The 16,946-nt window shown below is 67.0% G+C and carries 14 protein-coding genes and 1 tRNA gene; 6 read left to right on the top strand and 9 right to left on the bottom strand.

The features are described 5' to 3' along the window. Positions 1-111 precede the first annotated feature (111 nt). On the top strand, positions 112-1,656 hold the full coding sequence (locus IC40_RS0111795) for an LCP family protein (RefSeq protein WP_030134913.1): 1,545 nt from the start codon (positions 112-114) through the stop codon (positions 1,654-1,656). Positions 1,657-1,798: 142 nt separating this feature from the next. On the opposite strand, the gene IC40_RS0111790 is transcribed toward IC40_RS0111795, so the two are convergent. The 4 genes from IC40_RS0111790 to IC40_RS0111775 form a co-directional block, all read right to left on the bottom strand. Then, positions 1,799-1,872 (bottom strand) — tRNA-Met (locus IC40_RS0111790). 62 nt (positions 1,873-1,934) lie between these two features. Continuing rightward, positions 1,935-3,320, bottom strand: coding sequence for an FAD-binding oxidoreductase (locus IC40_RS0111785; RefSeq protein WP_030134912.1), 1,386 nt, complete (start codon positions 3,318-3,320; stop codon positions 1,935-1,937). A 169-nt stretch (positions 3,321-3,489) separates the two neighbouring features. Then, positions 3,490-6,507: a UPF0182 family protein gene (locus tag IC40_RS0111780; protein WP_036469722.1), complete on the bottom strand. Its 3,018-nt coding sequence runs from the start codon at positions 6,505-6,507 to the stop codon at positions 3,490-3,492. Positions 6,508-6,621: 114 nt separating this feature from the next. Then, a complete protein-coding gene (locus IC40_RS0111775) occupies positions 6,622-7,662 on the bottom strand; it encodes a YlbL family protein (RefSeq protein ID WP_030134910.1) in 1,041 nt (346 codons plus the stop codon). 81 nt (positions 7,663-7,743) lie between these two features. Here IC40_RS0111775 and IC40_RS0111770 point away from each other — a divergent pair, with 81 nt between their 5' ends. From IC40_RS0111770 to IC40_RS0111760, 3 genes are read left to right on the top strand one after another with little or no spacing between them, the layout of a single operon-like run. Continuing rightward, complete coding sequence (locus IC40_RS0111770; protein ID WP_030134909.1) at positions 7,744-9,078, top strand: zinc-dependent metalloprotease; 1,335 nt, start codon at positions 7,744-7,746, stop codon at positions 9,076-9,078. Positions 9,079-9,113: 35 nt separating this feature from the next. Then, positions 9,114-9,953, top strand: a complete 840-nt coding sequence (locus IC40_RS0111765; RefSeq protein ID WP_030134908.1) for a bacteriocin biosynthesis cyclodehydratase domain-containing protein — start codon at positions 9,114-9,116, stop codon at positions 9,951-9,953. Positions 9,954-10,003: 50 nt separating this feature from the next. Continuing rightward, positions 10,004-11,329, top strand: coding sequence for a macrolide-binding ATPase MABP-1 (locus IC40_RS0111760; RefSeq protein ID WP_030134907.1), 1,326 nt, complete (start codon positions 10,004-10,006; stop codon positions 11,327-11,329). A 76-nt stretch (positions 11,330-11,405) separates the two neighbouring features. Here IC40_RS0111760 and IC40_RS0111755 read toward each other — a convergent pair whose 3' ends face one another. The 3 genes from IC40_RS0111755 to IC40_RS0111745 form a co-directional block, all read right to left on the bottom strand. Next, the gene (locus tag IC40_RS0111755) at positions 11,406-11,684 is read right to left on the bottom strand and encodes a WhiB family transcriptional regulator (protein WP_030134906.1); all 279 of its coding nucleotides are present in this window, start codon (positions 11,682-11,684) and stop codon (positions 11,406-11,408) included. A gap of 159 nt (positions 11,685-11,843) precedes the next feature. Continuing rightward, positions 11,844-12,029 (bottom strand): hypothetical protein, encoded by a 186-nt coding sequence (locus tag IC40_RS0111750; protein ID WP_030134905.1) that lies wholly within the window; start codon positions 12,027-12,029, stop codon positions 11,844-11,846. Between the two features lie 132 nt (positions 12,030-12,161). Continuing rightward, positions 12,162-14,285, bottom strand: coding sequence for an ATP-dependent DNA helicase UvrD2 (locus tag IC40_RS0111745; protein ID WP_030134904.1), 2,124 nt, complete (start codon positions 14,283-14,285; stop codon positions 12,162-12,164). Between the two features lie 60 nt (positions 14,286-14,345). Between IC40_RS0111745 and mrx1 the strand changes: the two genes are divergently transcribed. Beyond that, positions 14,346-14,588: a mycoredoxin Mrx1 gene (gene mrx1 / locus IC40_RS0111740; protein ID WP_030134903.1), complete on the top strand. Its 243-nt coding sequence runs from the start codon at positions 14,346-14,348 to the stop codon at positions 14,586-14,588. Positions 14,589-14,620: 32 nt separating this feature from the next. Further along, complete coding sequence (locus IC40_RS0111735) at positions 14,621-14,926, top strand: hypothetical protein (protein ID WP_030134902.1); 306 nt, start codon at positions 14,621-14,623, stop codon at positions 14,924-14,926. Between the two features lie 4 nt (positions 14,927-14,930). Here IC40_RS0111735 and nudC read toward each other — a convergent pair whose 3' ends face one another. Together nudC and IC40_RS0111725 are read right to left on the bottom strand one after the other, a co-directional pair. Then, positions 14,931-15,854, bottom strand: coding sequence for an NAD(+) diphosphatase (gene nudC, locus IC40_RS0111730; protein ID WP_030134901.1), 924 nt, complete (start codon positions 15,852-15,854; stop codon positions 14,931-14,933). Next, complete coding sequence (locus IC40_RS0111725; protein ID WP_030134900.1) at positions 15,854-16,945, bottom strand: potassium channel family protein; 1,092 nt, start codon at positions 16,943-16,945, stop codon at positions 15,854-15,856. The genes nudC and IC40_RS0111725 overlap by 1 nt, the downstream gene beginning before the upstream one ends. Between the last annotated feature and the right edge of the window lies 1 nt (position 16,946).

Here is a 16,946-nt window from a genome sequence, read left to right as displayed (position 1 = left end):
TCAGGTGCTTCTCAGAGTCGCCACGGATAATTCCGGATCGTCATGCCACAACGTGAGCCCGCCGGGCCGGTCACCGATGTGCTGCCGCAGGTGCGAGGTCCGCGCCACCGTATGCCGCGGCGCGGTCCGTCGCGCCGCGGACGGGTCGTCCTCCGCACGATCACCGCTCTCATCGCGGTCGCCACGATCGTCATCACGGGCGTCGGATGGTCGGTGTACCGCAACATCGCAGGGGGGATCACCACCTCCGAGGCGCTCGCGGGTGCGGCGACCTCGACCGGAGGTGACCAGAACATCCTCATCATGGGTCTCGACAGCCGATTGGATCAGCACGGCAATCCGCTGCCAAAGGACCTGTACGACGCCCTGCACGCGGGTGATGAGACGGTCGGCGGCTACAACGCCAACGTGCTCATCCTCCTGCATGTGCCGGGCGGCAACGGTCCCGTGACCGCGGTGTCGATCCCGCGCGACGACTATGTGCGCCTGCACGGCTGCCCCAGTGGCGAGTGCCAGGGAAAGATCAAGCAGGCCTACGGTCTGGCCTACCAGGAGACGATGAACTCACTCGCCGACAGCGGGTCGACGTCCACCGATCCCGCGGCCAACGAGCAGATCGCGCGCGAGGCCGGCCGCAAGGCCCAGATCAACACGATCAGCGACCTACTGCGCGTTCCCGTCGACCACTTCATCGAGGTCACCCTCGGCGCATTTTTCCAGATCGCGCAGGTTGTCCAGCCGATCACGGTGTGCCTGAACGACGACACCGCCGACGACTTCTCGGGCGCCGATTTTCACCGCGGGGTCCAGCAGATCGACGCCGCCCAGTCGATGGCCTTCGTCCGGCAGCGCCGCGACCTCAACAACGACCTCTTCACCGACCTGGACCGCACGCGCCGCCAGCAGGCGTTCATCGTCTCGCTCGTGAAGGCCGTGCGGGACGGTGGCTCCCTGTCGAACCCCGCCGCGCTGCGACACCTCGCGGAGGTGGCCAAGCAGAACGTGGCCGTCGACGCGGGATTCGACATGATGAAGTTCGTCGATCAGGCGTCGGCGCTGAGCGACAAGCCGATGTCGTTGTACACGCTGCCGATCGGAGAATTCGGTCAGGACCCGCTCGGGCAGGACGTGAACATCGTCGACGTCACGACGATCCGATCGATCGTGCAGAACCTGTTCCAGACCGGCTCGCCGAATCCTCCTGTCCCCGCAAGCCCTTCGATGTCAAACGACGAGCCGGCAGCGGTCAGTGTCGTCAATGCGACCGGGCACACGGGGCTGGCGACCAGCGTCGCCAAGGAGCTGAGCGCTCACGGCTTCACCCGCGGTGACATCGGCACCGCCGAGGCGCTGTCGGACACCACCACCGTCGAGTACGGCCCCGGCGCCGAGCCCGCAGCCGCCGCGGTCGCGAACGACTTGCCCATCGCCGTGACATCCGAATCGTCCACCGCGGTGCCGCTCAACACCGTCGTCGTCACCATCGGCTCCGACTACCCCGTGAACGGTTACGAGAGCGGAATGTCGCCGGGCGCAGGAGAAACGGCGGTGCCCGCAGAAATCACGACGGTGGACGCGACCGCGACCGGAACACACGCACCCGCGCCGACCGATCTGACCGAGATGTCGGGCGCCCGCATTCCCTGCGTGCGCTGACCGCTGGGCGCACCATAGCCGACCCGGCAACGTGCACCCGCAACCACGTGCGCACCGGCGCTTTCAAATCGCCGCAAACGGAAAAAACCGCGGACCTAAAGTAGGTCCGCGGCTATTCCGATGTCTTGCGACATCACACTAGTAGCGGGGACAGGATTCGAACCTGCGACCTCTGGGTTATGAGCCCAGCGAGCTACCGAGCTGCTCCACCCCGCGTCGGTGAACACAACATTACCCAAGGGCGTTCAGCACGCCAAATCGGCTGCTCAGCCATGGTTTTAGCGCGCGAATCGGACCGCCTGCCCGACCGCGAGAACCCTTTCGGGATCGAAATGATCGGCGAGGTCGGCCAACCGGCGCCTGGTGTCCGCGTCGTAGACGCGTGCCGTCCGCGCATCATCGGTCGCCGGCGCGAAATTGGGCAGCAATCCGCCCGTGGACCACGGTTGCAACGCCGCGGTGAGCGCGTCGGCCTGCGGGACAACCGCGTCGGCAGCAGGACCCATCGGTACCCCGATGACCGTCACCGCATACTTGGCGTTGCGGTGGCAGAACGCACTGGGATGCGGCGCCTGCCGGGCCATGGCACCCCCGAGCATGCGGACCTCGACGATGGTCTGCACCGATCCCGAACCCGGCCCGGCCGCGTCCAACACCACGCTCACCGCGTCAGAATCCAAGTCGCGCAACAACACCTGCGCCTCGTGAATGGGCATCGGGTCGACCGGGTCGGCGTGCACCGCACCGATGGCCGGGTACGGCAGCACCCCGACGGTGTCCAGAATCGGCGTGGCCGCCTCCCGCATCGGTGCCAGAAGCGCTGCGGCCTCGGGGAAGTCGTCCAACGCGGTATAGCGCACCGCCACGGTCAACCGTCCGGCCAATGGTTCCGGAACACCGGGCAGCGGCGGCAATTGCGCCATGGCGATGGAGGTATTGATGTTCTCCGGCAACCCGACGCTCCACTGCGCCCATTCGCGCAGCACCGCGGCGGCGTCACCACCGTCGAAATACAGCGCGCCGCCATAGAACTCGGAGATCGGCAGCAGGTCGATCTCCACCGCCGTCACGATGCCGAGGGTGGCCTTGCCCCCGCGCAGCCCCCAGAAGAGCTCACTGTGGGCCTCAGGGGTCACCCGCAGGCACTCTCCCGCGCCCGTCACCACGTCGAAAGCACGCACATGATCGGAGGACAATCCGACACTGCGGACCAAGGGCCCGATGCCGCAACCGGTGAGGAAACCGACCACCCCGACACTCGGTGACGACCCGCACAGGGGCGCCAACCCGTGTGGCGCAGCGGCATCGAGGACCTGCTGCCACCGCGCTCCGGCGCCGACGCGCGCGGTCCGGGTGTCCGGGTCGACCACACAGTCCGTCATCGCGCCGGTGAGGATCAGCAGGGTGTCCGAGCCGATCGCGGTGGCACCGTGCCCGGTTGCTTGAACGGCCACGCGCAGACCATGGGACGCCGCGAACCGCACGGTCTCGGCCACGTGGTGCGGCGCCGTCGAGAACACCACGGCGGCCGGCTGCACCGCGACCGCGACGTTCCACGGCGTGCAGCGCTCGTAACCGGGCTCACCGGGCAGCGCCACCAGGGCGCTGACGTGCTCGGGCAGTGTCGACACGACGTCGCTGTCGACGGAGTCGGCCAGGGGCATGCGAGAGTCCTTTCAGGCAGTGCGGTGTGCAACTGCGAAAAGCCTCCCGCGACGCACTTGGCGTCTTCTTGGAACGAACTACAAGTGGCCCGACGGGAAGATGACTCTGCGCCCACGGCGACGTGCTCTCGCACTTTTCCGCCGTGGGCGCAGAGTCAACACAAAATGACTAGCGCGCCTCGCGGTAGCGGTTCATCGCATCATCCAGACGCTGCAACGCCGCGCCGAACTCTTCGAAATTGCCGCTGGTCTGCGCCTGCTGCATATTGTCCAGCGCCGAGTTGACCTCCTGTAGCGCAGCAGCCTTGGCACCCGAGAGCGTCACCGGTCCACCCGGGGGCACAGCCGCCGCGGGCGGTTCGGCCGCCGGTGCCGGCGTCCGGCCCTGCTGACCGGCCGGCGGGGTGGCCGCGGGCTGACCGTTGGTCGGTGCCGCCTGCGGACGCCCGGCCTGGCCATCGGCCGGTGCCGGACCGGTCGCGGTGGAACCCGCTCCGGCGCCGAAGATCTCGTCGAGTGCATCACGCACCGTGGGGCCGTACCCGACCTTGTCGTTGTACATCATGGCCACGCGGATCAGACGCGGATACGTCGAGGCCGCGTCGCTGGTGCCCGGTGAGGCGTAGATCGGTGCGACATAGAGCAAACCGCCGTTACCGATCGGCAGGGTCAGCAGGTTGCCCCACCGGATACGGTTCTGGCCGTCGCGACCGATCTGCCCCAACTCGGTGGACACCGCGGTATCGGTGCTGATCGCGTTGAACGCCAGCTTCGGACCGTTGACCTGCCCGGGCACCGTGAGCACCGTGAGCTTGCCGTAGGTGTCCGGATCCGAGCTGGCACTGATGTAGGCGGCCAGGAAGTCACGACGGATCCAGTTCATGGCACTGGTCAGCTGGAACGACGGTTCGCCGTTCTGCTTGGCCTGATCCTTGGCCACGATGTAGTACGGCGGCTGGAAGCTGCTGGCCGTCGGGTTGGGATCCAGTGGCACATCCCAGAAGTCGGCGTTGGTAAAGAACTTCACCGGGTCGTCGACGTGGTACTTGGCCAACAGCGCACGCTGCACCTTGAACAGGTCCTCGGGGTAGCGCAGATGCTGCTTGAGCTCCTCGGAGATATCCGCCTTGGGCTTCACCGTTCCGGGGAACACCGACATCCAGGCCTTGAGCACCGGATCGGTCTCGTCCTGGGCGTAGAGCGTCACCGTGCCGTCATAGGCATCGACGGTGGCCTTCACCGAGTTGCGGATATAGGACACCTGCTTATCGGGCAGCAGGCGGTTGACCGCCACTTCGTTGGAGTCGATGGTCGCGTTCGACAGCGTCGTCAACTCCGAATAGGGGTAGTTGTCCAACGTGGTGTAGCCGTCGACGATCCACACCATCCGCTTGTTGACGATCGCGGGGTACACACCGTTGTCGGTGGTCAGCCACGGCGCCACCGCCTCGACCCGCTGGGCCGGATCACGGTTGAACAAGATCTTGCTGTTGTCACCGATCACGTTGGACAGCAGGAAGTTCCGCTCGGCGAACTTGGCTGCGAAGACCGCACGCGCCAACCAGTTGCCCACCGGGACGCCACCGCTGCCCTGATAGGTGTAGTTCTTGGTCTCGGTGTTGGTCTCGTAGTCGTACTCGCGATCCACATCGCCGACCTTGCCGACGATGGCGTAATCGTCAGGGGCGCTGGCGATCACCGGGCCGAAGTACACCCGCGGCTGATCCAGCGGCGCCGGTCCTGGCGAGATGACACTGCCATTGGCGCCGACCACGCTGGCCAGGAACTCCGGGTAACCACCGTTCTGGTTCGGGTCGTTGGCGATACCGCGCACCGTGTTGGCGGGCGAGGCCACGAAGCCGTTGCCGTGGGTGTACACCGTGTGCCGGTTGATCCAGTCACGCTGGTTGTCGATCAACCGGTCGGGGTTGAGCTCGCGAGCGGCCACCACATAATCGCGGATCTGCCCGTCGGGCCCGACATAGCGGTCCATCGCCAACTGGTCGGGGAAGTTGTAGAAGTTCTTGCCCTGCTGGAACTGGGTGAACGCCGGGCTGACGATCGTCGGGTCGAGCAGCCGGATGTTCGAGGTGGTCGCCGTGTCCGAGGAGACCTGCTGGGCGGTGGCATTGGCATCGCCGCCGTAGTTGCGGTACTCCACCGTCTGGTCGGTCAACCCGTAGGCATCTCGGGTCGCGGTGATACTTCGGTTGATGTATTCGCTTTCCTTCTGCGCCGCATTCGGTTTGACGCTGAACTGCTCGACGATCAGCGGCCAGCCGGCACCGACCACCAAAGAGGACAACAGCAGCAGCACCAGGCCGATGGCCGGGATGCGAAGGTCACGAAGCACCAGGGCCGAGAACACCGCGACCGCGCAGATAACCGCGATGGCCAGCAGGATCAGCTTGGCGGGCAGCACCGCATTGATATCGGTGTAACCGGCACCGGTGAAGGGCTTTCCGGCGCGGGTGTTGCTGAGCAGCTCGTAGCGGTCAAGCCAGTAGGCGGCGGCCTTGAGCAGCACCAGGGTGCCCGCCAGCGCGATCAGCTGGATGCGGGCGGCGCGCGTGAGTGCACCGGAACGATTCGACAGGCGGATACCGCCGAACAGGTAGTGGCCCAGCAGGTTCGCCGCGAACGCCAGGAAGACCGCGACGAACAGGTAGGTGAGCACCAGCCGGTAGAACGGCAGGTCGAAGGCATAGAAGCCGAGGTCGATACCGAACTGCGGGTCCGTGATCCCGAATTCACCGCCGTTGAGGAACAGCTGCACCGGGGCCCAGTAGCTCTGGGCGACGATCCCGGCCAGCAGGCCGATGAAGATCGGGATGCCGATGCCGAACAACCGCAGCCGGCTCATCACCGTGGTGCGGTACCTGGCCACCGGATCGTTGGGACCCACCGTGGGCACGAATACCGGCCGGGTGCGGTAGGCCAGCGCCAGGCCGGCGAAGACGACCGCGCCGATGAAGACCGCCACCACGAAGAACAGTGCGATGCGGGTGAGCAGCACCGTCGTGAACACCGACCGGTACCCGAGCTCACCGAAGAACAGCCAGTCGACATAGCCGTCGATGAATCGCGGCCCCACCAACAACAACAGGACAACTGCTACCGCGACACCGATCAGAATCCGGCTCCGCTGTGTCAGCTGCGGCATTCGCGCCGCCGGCCGCATACCCAACTCGTCAACTCCACTCTGGTTGCGTGGCGCACCGACAAACCCGCCACAACATCAACGCCTCGCGCTGCTGGACGCAGCTGTCCTCATGCTACGCACCAACCGCCAAGGAGATTCTCAGCACGTGGGGGGTTCGCCACCGGCGGAAATCGTGTTCAGCGCATCGACCGCCGTGGTGAGGGTGTCCACCTTCACCAACTGCATGCTGTCCTCGCGCGCTGTCAGCGCCTCGGCACAGTTCTCCGCGGGCACCATGAACACCGTCGCACCGGCCTCGGCCGCCGCGAGCATCTTGTGGGTGATACCGCCGATCGAGCCGACCTTCCCGTCCGCGTCGATGGTTCCGGTCCCGGCGACGAACTTGCCGTCGTTGAGGTCTCCGGTGGTGAGCTTGTCGACCACGGCCAAGCTGAACATCAGCCCGGCCGAGGGTCCGCCGATATTGGCCAGGTTGAACTCGATGTCGAACAATGCCCAGGGTGCGTCGACCACGCCGATACCCAGGTACCCCTGGTCCCGTTCCGGGTGCTTGCCGAGGGTGACGGTGGTGGTACCCGCCGGGGCGTTCTTGCGGCGGAAGTCGATGACGAGCTGGTCACCGGGCTTGGTCTTCTTCACCTCGGCCTGGAACGCCGCGAGGTCGGCAACGGCGACGTTGTTCACCATGTCGATGGCATCGCCGGGCTGCAGCTTGCCCGCCGAGGGTCCCTTGTCCTCCACCGTCGAGACGGTGACCGCCTTCGGGTACTTCAGATAGGACAGCGCCGCGTACTCGGCATCGTCCTCGGACTGCCGGAACTCGGTCGTGTTGGCCTGATCGATATCGTCCTTGGACTTGTCCGGCGGATACACCAACTCGCGCGGCACCAGCTGATCGCGACCCGACATCCACAACAGCAGCGCCTGCCCCAGCGTCAGTCCGTCACGCTGGGCGACCGTCGTCATGTTCAGATGCCCGCTGGTCGGATGGACCACCTCACCGGCCACTCCGTCGGTGCTCTTGATGTCGACGACCTGCTTGCCGTCCACCTCGCCGAGGGTGTTGAAGGTCGGGCCCGGCCCCAGCGCCACATAGGGCACCGTCACGAGCGACAGCAGCAGACCGAAGGCCACAATCGGCACCAATGCCACCATCAGCGTCAGAATCCGCCTGTTCACGCCGCCCACAGTAGAGCGCGTTCACCCACAGCGTGACCCGCGGCCCTACCCGCACAGGTGTCGGTGGGTACCGTTGACGCTATGTCTGACCTGCCCTTCGGCTTCTCCTCCGGCGAAGACCCCGATCGCGACAAGCGCAAGAACGATCCGTCGGGGGATCCCTTCGGTCTGGGCGGTGCCGGATTCGACATGTCCGATCTCGGCCAGATCTTCACCAAGCTCGGCCAGATGTTCAGCGGCGCAGGCGGAATGGGGCCCGGCGGGCAGGGCGGGCCGGTCAACTACGACCTGGCGCGTCAGCTCGCGTCGAACTCGATCGGCTTCGTCGCCCCCGTGCCCGAATCCACCGCGACGGCGATCAGCGATGCTGTCCGGCTGGCCGAGACCTGGCTCGACGGTGCGACACCCCTGCCCGCGGGGACCATCCGGACCGCGGCGTGGTCGCCTTCGGACTGGATCGACAACACCATGGACACCTGGAAGCGGCTGTGCGACCCCGTCGCCCAGCAGATCTCCTCGGTATGGGCGCAGGCCCTGCCCGAGGAGGCCAAGGCGATGGCCGGCCCGCTGCTGGCGATGATGTCCCAGATGGGCGGGATGGCGTTCGGCAGCCAACTCGGCCAGGCGCTGGGCAAGCTGGCCGGTGAGGTACTGACCTCCACCGATATCGGTCTGCCGCTGGGCCCCAAGGGCGTCGCGGCGCTGATGCCCGCGGCGGTGGACGCGCTGTCGGAGGGTCTGGAGCAGTCGCGCAGCGAGGTGCTGACTTTCCTCGCCGCCCGCGAAGCCGCCCATCACCGGCTATTCAGCCATGTGCCGTGGCTGTCGAGCCAGCTGCTCAACAATGTCGAGGCGTTCGCCAAGGGCATGAAGATCGACATGAGCGGTATCGAGGACATGGCCCAGGGGTTCAACCCCGCCTCCCTCGCCGACCCAGCAGCCATGGAGCAGTTGCTCAGCCAGGGCATGTTCGAGCCGAAGGCCACCCCGGAACAGACCGCCGCGCTGGAACGCCTGGAGACCCAGCTGGCGCTGATCGAGGGCTGGGTGCAGACCGTCGTGACCGCCGCCCTGGGCGACCGGCTACCCGGAACTCCCGCCCTCAGCGAGATGCTGCGCCGCCGCCGCGCCACCGGTGGTCCCGCCGAGCAGACCTTCGCCACCCTGGTCGGGCTGGAGCTGCGGCCCCGCAAGATGCGCGAGGCCGCCGCGCTGTGGGAGAAGCTGACCGAGGCGGTGGGCGCCGATGCCCGCGACGCGGTGTGGCAGCACCCCGACCTGCTCCCCGGCGCCGATGATCTCGACGAGCCCGCCGGGTTCATCGACCGGGTGATCGGCGGGGACACCAGCGGTATCGACGAGGCGCTGGCCGACCTGGAGCGCAACGAGGGTCCCGACGGGCCTGTGGATAACTGAAGCGGCGTACGCGCCGACCGTGACAGAGTCATGGAATGCGGCGCTACGCACTCAACCCGGCCATGCCCGTGCTGTGGCGTCCCGACGGGACGGTACAGATCGGCTGGGATCCGCGCCGGGCGGTCCAGGTACACCCACCCGCAGGATTGACGGCCTCGACGCTGGCCCAGTTGTTGCGGTCCATGCAGGATCCCACCACTGCGGACGAATTGGTCAGCCGCGCAACAGAACTCGGAATGCAGCGGCCTGCCGTCGCGGTTGCCGATCTGCTCGCCGCCCTGGTACGAGCGGGTGTGGTGATCAGCCCGTCGCCGGCACATCGGCCGGTCGCGGTCCGCATCCACGGTCGCGGGCCGCTATCGGACCTGCTGGCCGGCGCGTTGCGCTGCTCGGCGACCCGGGTCACCCGCAGCAGCCGGGCACATGCCGCGGTGACCTCCGACAAGACCGACCTCGTATTGCTCGCCGACGCTTTGGTCGCCGACCCCCGCGTGCTGCGCGATCTGCACGCCGCCCGCATCCCGCATCTCCCGGTTCTGGTGCGCGACGGCACCGGTCTGATCGGCCCGCTGGTATTGCCCGGCGTCACCTCCTGCCTGCGATGCGCGGACCTGCACCGACGCGATCGCGACGAGGCCTGGCCCGCGATCGCGGCACAGCTCCGGCACTCCGTGGGCACCGCCGACCGGGCGACGCTGCTGGGCACCGCTGCATTGGCGCTGACGCAGGTGGATCGCGTGGTGCGCACGCTGCGCGCCGATACCGATACCGATACACCGGTGCCGTTGACGCTGGACCACACCGTCGAGTTCGACGTCGCCCGGGGTTCGGTGGTGACCAAGCACTGGTCACGGCATCCGTCCTGCAGGTGCTGATGATCAGTCGCAGGTAGTTACCGGTTCGTAGCGGAGCACTCAGCTACGTGGTGGATGATGGATGGGTGTCAGAAATCAAACGGCGTGGCGTCGCCCGGAACGCGAAGCTCGCCACCCTACCTGTCGGCTTCGCCGGCCGGGCCGCGCTCGGCTTCGGCAAGCGGCTGACCGGGAAATCCAAGGACGAAGTCACCGCCGAACTGATGGACAAGGCTGCCCAGCAGCTGTTCACCGTGCTCGGTGAACTCAAGGGCGGCGCCATGAAGGTCGGCCAAGCCCTCTCGGTGATGGAGGCCGCCATCCCCGAGCAGTACGGCAAGCCCTACCGCGAGGCGCTGACCAAGCTGCAGCGGGAGGCCCCTCCCCTGCCTGCGGCAAAGGTACATCGCGTGCTCGATCAGCAGTTGGGCACCAAATGGCGGGAACGATTCCAGAGTTTCGACGACACCCCGGTGGCATCGGCGAGCATCGGACAGGTGCACAAGGCCGTCTGGTCGGATGGCCGGACCGTCGCGGTGAAAATCCAGTACCCCGGCGCCGATGAGGCGTTGCGCGCCGACCTGAAGACGATCCAGCGCCTGACCGGCGTGTTCAAACAGCTGGCGCCCGGGGCCGATATCGAGAGTGTGGTCGCCGAGCTCATCGAGCGCACCGAGATGGAGCTGGACTACCGGTTGGAGGCCGACAACCAGCGGGCCTTTGCCACTGCCTACGACAACGACCCGCATTTCGCGGTGCCACGCATCGTGGCCAGCGCGCCCAAGGTCGTCATCGCCGAGTGGATGGACGGTATCCCGATGTCGGTGATCATCCGGGAAGGCACCCCCGAGCAACGCGATCTGATGGGAACGCGACTCACCGAGTTGACCTTCGGCGCCCCCAAGCGGCTTGAGATGATGCACGGCGACGCACATCCGGGAAACTTCATGCTGTTGGCCGACGGCCGGATGGGTGTCATCGACTTCGGCGCGGTGGCCCCGCTGCCGGGCGGTTTTCCGGCCTCACTGGGCAACTGCATCAGGTTGGCCAGGGACAAGAACTACGCCGAACTGCTGCCCGCCATGGAAGCGGCCGGGTTCATCCAGAAGGGTGAGCAGGTGTCGGTGGAAGAGATCGACGACATGTTGCGTCAGTATGTTGAACCGGTCGAGACCGAGGTGTTCCACTACACGCGTCGCTGGATCCAGAAGATGGCCGCGGGGCAGATGGACAACTCGGTCGCCCAGATCAAGATGGCCCGACAGCTGGATCTTCCTGCCAACCTTGCCATTCCGCTGCGCGTGATCGCCTCGACCATCGCGATCTGCTGTCAGCTGGATGCGCATGTGCCGGTGCGGGCCATCGCCAACGAGTACGTCCCGGGCTTCGCCGACTGAACGTTTCGCCGAGACTACGGGTTCTGGCGGGATTTTCTGGTTTCCCCGCCAGAACCCGTGGTCTCGGGCGTCGGCATCACGCCGCCTGACCGGCGTCGGCCTGCTTGCGCGGACGTCCGCGCGGCCGTTTGCGGGCCACGATCGCCCCGCGCTCGATGATCTCGCCGCCCCAGACGCCCCACGGCTCCTGGCGCTGCAGCGCTTCACTCAAGCACAGGCTGCGAATCGGGCAATCCGCACACAACGCCTTGGCCCGCTCCAGTTCGGACGGGCTCTCGGCGAACCACAGATCCGGATCGGCCTCGTGGCACGGCACCGCGGGCAGTGTGCGTTCTAGGCATGTCTGGACGGACATGTCTTGTCCCCTACTTCCTGGTCGTGTTCTCTCGGTGTCGGTCTTGTTCGGACCGGTGACCAGGTGTCTGGGGGTTCCTGTGCGGGTGTCCCCAAAACCAGAATGGCCACGGATCCGGTGAGTTCGGGTCCGTGGCCTTTTCGGCGGTGCTGGGGTTACCTAGGTGGTACCCCGCTTCACGGACGCGACGATCTCGCGGGCGGTGCGGCGCTTATGCTGCGGCGCGGCGGCGGCAGCAACGGGCGCCCAACCGGCTCGATGGGCGGCAGACATGCCGGCGACAGCAGCGAGGGTCAGCGGCATACCGCTGACATTTACGCCGCTGGGCATATTGATGATCGACATCGGACCGCCTCCTCTCGTGGAATCGTCTGGCAAAAAGCTGGTGATCTTGAGGCTAGAGCCTAACAGCCCGAAACCACAAGCGATTTTCTGACCTGGGGTTTTGGCGGGATTTATGCGAAAGTCGGCAGCCCGTCAGGACCGGGCGTTGACCAGGGCCAGCACATCGGGTCCGTACTGCTCCAGCTTGCGCGCCCCGATGCCGGGGATGGCCACCAACGCGGCGGCATCGGTGGGCAGCGTCTCGGCGATGGCGATGAGCGTGTTGTCGGTGAACACGACGTAGGCGGGCACCTTCAACTCCTGCGAGGTGCGCAGCCGCCATTCCTTGAGTTCGACCAGTAGCTGCTCGTCGATATCGGACGGACAATTCTCGCAGCGACGCAGCATGATCGCCGTCGGTGTGGTCAGCGCGCCGTTGCAGACCCGGCAGCGCGGGGTGGCTCCCCTGGCGCGTTTCGGGCGGGCGGGTGCGTTGTCGGCCGGGGTCTGCGGGGCGATCCCGTTGAGGAACCGCGAGGGCCGCCGCCCCTGCCTGCCGCCGGGCGTGCGGGCCAGCGCCCAGCTCAGGCTCAGATGCACCCGGGCGCGGGTGACCCCGACGTAGAGCAGGCGGCGCTCCTCCTCGACGGCTTCACTGTCGGGCCCGTGGGCCAGCGCATGCGAGATCGGCAGCGTGCCGTCCGCCAGTCCGACGAGGAACACCGCGTCCCATTCCAAGCCCTTGGCGGCATGCAGCGAGGCCAGCGTCACACCCTGCACCACGGGCGGGTGCCGCGAGTCGGCGCGTTGGCGCAGTTCGGCGACCAGTGCGCTCAGACCCAGCGAAGGGCGTTGTGCGACTTCGTCGTCGACCAATTCGGCCAGCGCGGTCAGCGCCTCCCAGCGTTCGCGCGCCTTGGTGCCCGACGGTGGCTCCTCGGTCAGTCCCAGCGGTTCCAGGATGCCGCGTACGAACCCGGGGAGGTCACCCGGCGTTTCGCGATCGACGTTGCGCTGCAAGGCGATCAGCGCCTGACGGATCTCCTGCCTGCTGAAGAATCCCTCACCGCCGCGCACCTGGAAGGCGATACCCGCCTCGGTGAGCGCCTCCTCGTACACCTCGGACTGGGCGTTGATCCGGTACAGCACCGCGATTTCGGCGGGGGCGGTGCCGTTGTCGATGAGCTTGGCGACCTTCTTGGCGACGGCGGAGGCCTCGGCGACCTCGTCGGGATGTTCGGCGAAGGTCGGTTTCGGGCCGGGATCGCGCTGACCGATCAGGTGCAGCTTGCTGCCGGCCATCCGACCGCGCGCGGCGGCGATGACCCGGTTGGCCAGTGACACCACCTCGGGTGTGGACCGATAGTCGCGTTCCAACCTGACGACGGTGGCCTCCGGGAAACGCCGGGAGAAGTCGAGCAGGAACCGCGGGGTCGCCCCGGTGAACGAATAGATGGTCTGGTTCGCGTCACCGACGACGGTGAGATCGTCCCGGTTGCCCAGCCAGGCGTCCAGGACGCGCTGCTGCAACGGGGTGACGTCCTGGTACTCGTCGACGACGAAGCAGCGGTAGCGATCGCGGAATTCCTGGGCGACGGCGGCGTCGTTCTCGATGGCGGCGGCGGTGTGCAGGAGCAGATCGTCGAAGTCGAGCAGCGCGGTGCCGTCGCGGTGGGTCTTGAGCTTCTCGTAACCGGCGTAGACCTTGGCCACGGAGTTCGCGTCCATCGGCACGTCGCGACGGGTCCTGGCCACCGCGGTCACGTATTGCTCGGGGGTGATCAACGATGCCTTGGCCCACTCGATTTCGCCGGCCAGATCACGCACATCGTCGGTACTGGCCTGTATCGCGGCACGGTTGGCCGCCTGCGCGACGACGGCGAACTTGCTGTCGAGCAGCTGCCATGCCGTGTCCCCTACCACCCGCGGCCAGAAGTACTGCAGCTGACGGCGTGCGGCGGCGTGGAACGTGACGGCCTGGACCGCGGCCGTCGGCACCCCGGCCTGATCACCGAGCGCACGCAACCTGCTGCGCATCTCGCCCGCCGCACGCGCGGTGAAGGTGACCGCCAGCACCTGGCCGGGTGCGACATGCCCGCCCACCACCAAATTGGCGATGCGGCGGGTGATGGTCCTGGTCTTACCGGTGCCCGCACCGGCGAGCACACACACCGGACCGCGGGGCGCGACGACGGCCTCGCGCTGTTCGTCGTCGAGGTCGCCGAGGAGACTGTCGACGGACGGCATGGCCTCCATCATGGCAGGGGTGTCCGACATGTTCTCGGGGCGCATAGGGTGCAGGGAATTGCGCACCGACGTCGATAGGTTGATTCACCCATGAGCAATGCTGAGCTGACGATGTACACGACCTCGTGGTGTGGTTACTGCGCGCGCCTGAAGACCGCGCTCAAGGCCGAGGGGATCTCGTGGACCGAGATCGACATCGAAGGTGATCCGGCGGCCGCCGAATTCGTCGGTTCGGTCAACAACGGCAACCATGTGGTGCCGACGGTCAAGTTCGCCGACGGCTCGACGCTGACCAACCCGAGCGCCAAGCAGGTCAAGGCCAAGCTGCGCTGAGGTTGTCAGTGCTTCGAACTATTGTTCGAAGCATGACCCAAACCCTCGCTCAAATCGACGCACTGCACGCCGAGTCCTCGGCGTTGGTGGCCCAGGCCAACGCGCTGCGGACGAACTCCCGGACCGAACCAGATCTTCGCCGCGCACTGGCACTCTATGGGCGCGCGGCGGAGCTGGCGGGTGAATGCCAGCTGCGACTGCTCGCCCGGTTGACGGCCACCACGACGCCGCGCGCCCTGGGCGCCATGTCCTGGGTCGAGTACGTGGCCGGCCAATTGCGTATCAGTCCCGACGAGGCGCGGCTGCGTCTGCGCGATGTCGCGGCGCTGGGGCCGTGACAGCTCAGACGGCGTAGGCCCAAGACTCGATGATCTCGCGCGCGATCGAGATGGATCCGGGCAGCAGCACGCGCGACGGCGACGTGCTGCTCCAGTCCCCGTTCTCCAGCGCGTCGCGGATCTCTGCCCTGCTGAACCAGTCGGCCTCGGCGATCTCGCCGTCGTTGAAGGCGAACGGCTGCTCGGGATCACCGAGGGCGTGGAACCCGACCATCAGCGAACGCGGGAACGGCCACGGCTGGCTGCCCAGGTACTGCACATCGGTGACGGTGAGGCCGATCTCCTCGGCGATCTCGCGCACCACACAGGTCTCGAAGGATTCACCGGCCTCGACGAACCCCGCCAGGATCGAGAACATCCGCTCCGGCCAGACGCCTTGGCGCGCCAGCACGGCGCGGTCGTGACCGTCGTGCACCAGGCAGATCACGGCCGGGTCGATGCGCGGGAACTCCTCGTGACCGGTGGCCGGGTTGATCCGCGACCAGCCCGCCTTGATCGGCTTGGTCGGGGCGCCGTCGACCGGGCTGAACCGGGCGTGGTCGTGCCAGTTCAGCAGTGCGGTGGCGGTCGACACCAACTGCGCGCTGGCATCGTCGAACACCGGTCCGGCGCGGCGCAGATCGAGCACCTCGGTCCGGACATCGGGATCCTCGGGTGGCTCGAGCTCGCCGCGGATGGCCCAGACATGCCGGCCGTCGGCGAGACGACCGAGGAACACCGCATGCTCGGGCGGGGCGTCGCCGAGACTCGCGGTGCTTCCCAACACGACGCTGCCGTCGGCGATGAGCACCTGGTTGCGACGGTCGACACGCAGCACGCGAGCATCCGCCCACCCGGCGATGGCGGCGTCGACATCGGTGCGCAGGGTGTCGGCGCGGTCGGCGCCGACACGGGACAGCAGGGGGACGTTGCGCAGGCTGAAATTCACTACCGTTCCTCGTTCGAGCGGACGTAGAGCAGTCGGTCGCTCAGCTCCAGCGCATCGACGCGCTCGTCGTCGACCCGCAACAGATCACCGCCGCGCACCACCCCGAGCACGATGTCGGTGAGATGGCGCGGCGAGCCACCGGCCTCCTTGGGCTCCACCTGACGCTCGGCGATCGCGAAGCCGGCATCGGGGGTCAGCAGGTCCTCGATCATCTCCACCACGCTGGGGGTCTGGGTGGCCAGGCCAAGCAGCCGGCCCGCCGTCTCGGAGGTGACGACGGTGCTGTTTGCGCCGGACTGCTTGAGCAGGTGCTGGTTTTCGGCCTCACGGACCGCGGCGATGATGGTGGCGGTCGGGTTCAGCTCGCGCGCGGTGAGCGTCACCAGTACCGCGGTGTCGTCACGGTTGGCGGCGACGATGATCGATTTCGCGTGCTGAACGCTGGCCAGCCGCAGCACCTCGGAGTCCTGGGCATTGCCGCGGACGGTGACCAGGCCTGCGTTCTTGGCCTTCTCCAAGGCGACCGGGTCGCTCTCGACGACGACGATGTCGGCGGGAGCGACGTCATCACCGATCATGGCGGCCACCGCGGTGCGGCCCTTGGTCCCGTATCCGACGACGACGGTGTGGTTACGCACGCTTCTCCTCCATCGCTGGATCTTCAATGCCTGGCGCGACTGGTTGGTCAGGGTTTCCACCGTCGTTCCGATCAGCACGATCAGGAACGCCACCCGCAGCGGCGTGATCACCAGGACGTTGATCAACCGGGCGGACGGGGTGACCGGCGTGATATCGCCATATCCGGTGGTAGACAGCGAGACCGTGGCGTAATAGAGGCAGTCCAGGAACGACAGCGGGTCGTTCGCATTGGGCGCGGACTCGATATCGCGATAGCCGTGGCGGTCGACGTAGACGATGAGCACCGCGGCGAACAACGCACCCAGTGCCAGCAGCACGCGCGTGAAGATCCGTCGCCAGGGGCTGACGAACCTCTCCGGGATGCTCAGGACGTCGACGAGGTCGGCGTCATGTCGCGAAGTCAGGTCCTGGTTGACCGCCGCCAGGCGCCGGCGCAATCTACCTTTGGCCACG

Origin of the sequence: Mycolicibacterium neoaurum ATCC 25795 (genome assembly GCF_000691525.1) — a bacterium.
GTDB classification, from domain to species: Bacteria; Actinomycetota; Actinomycetes; order Mycobacteriales; family Mycobacteriaceae; genus Mycobacterium; species Mycobacterium neoaurum.
The sequence above is the reverse complement of the archived record's forward strand: the minus strand, read 5'-3'. Positions and strand labels throughout refer to the sequence as shown.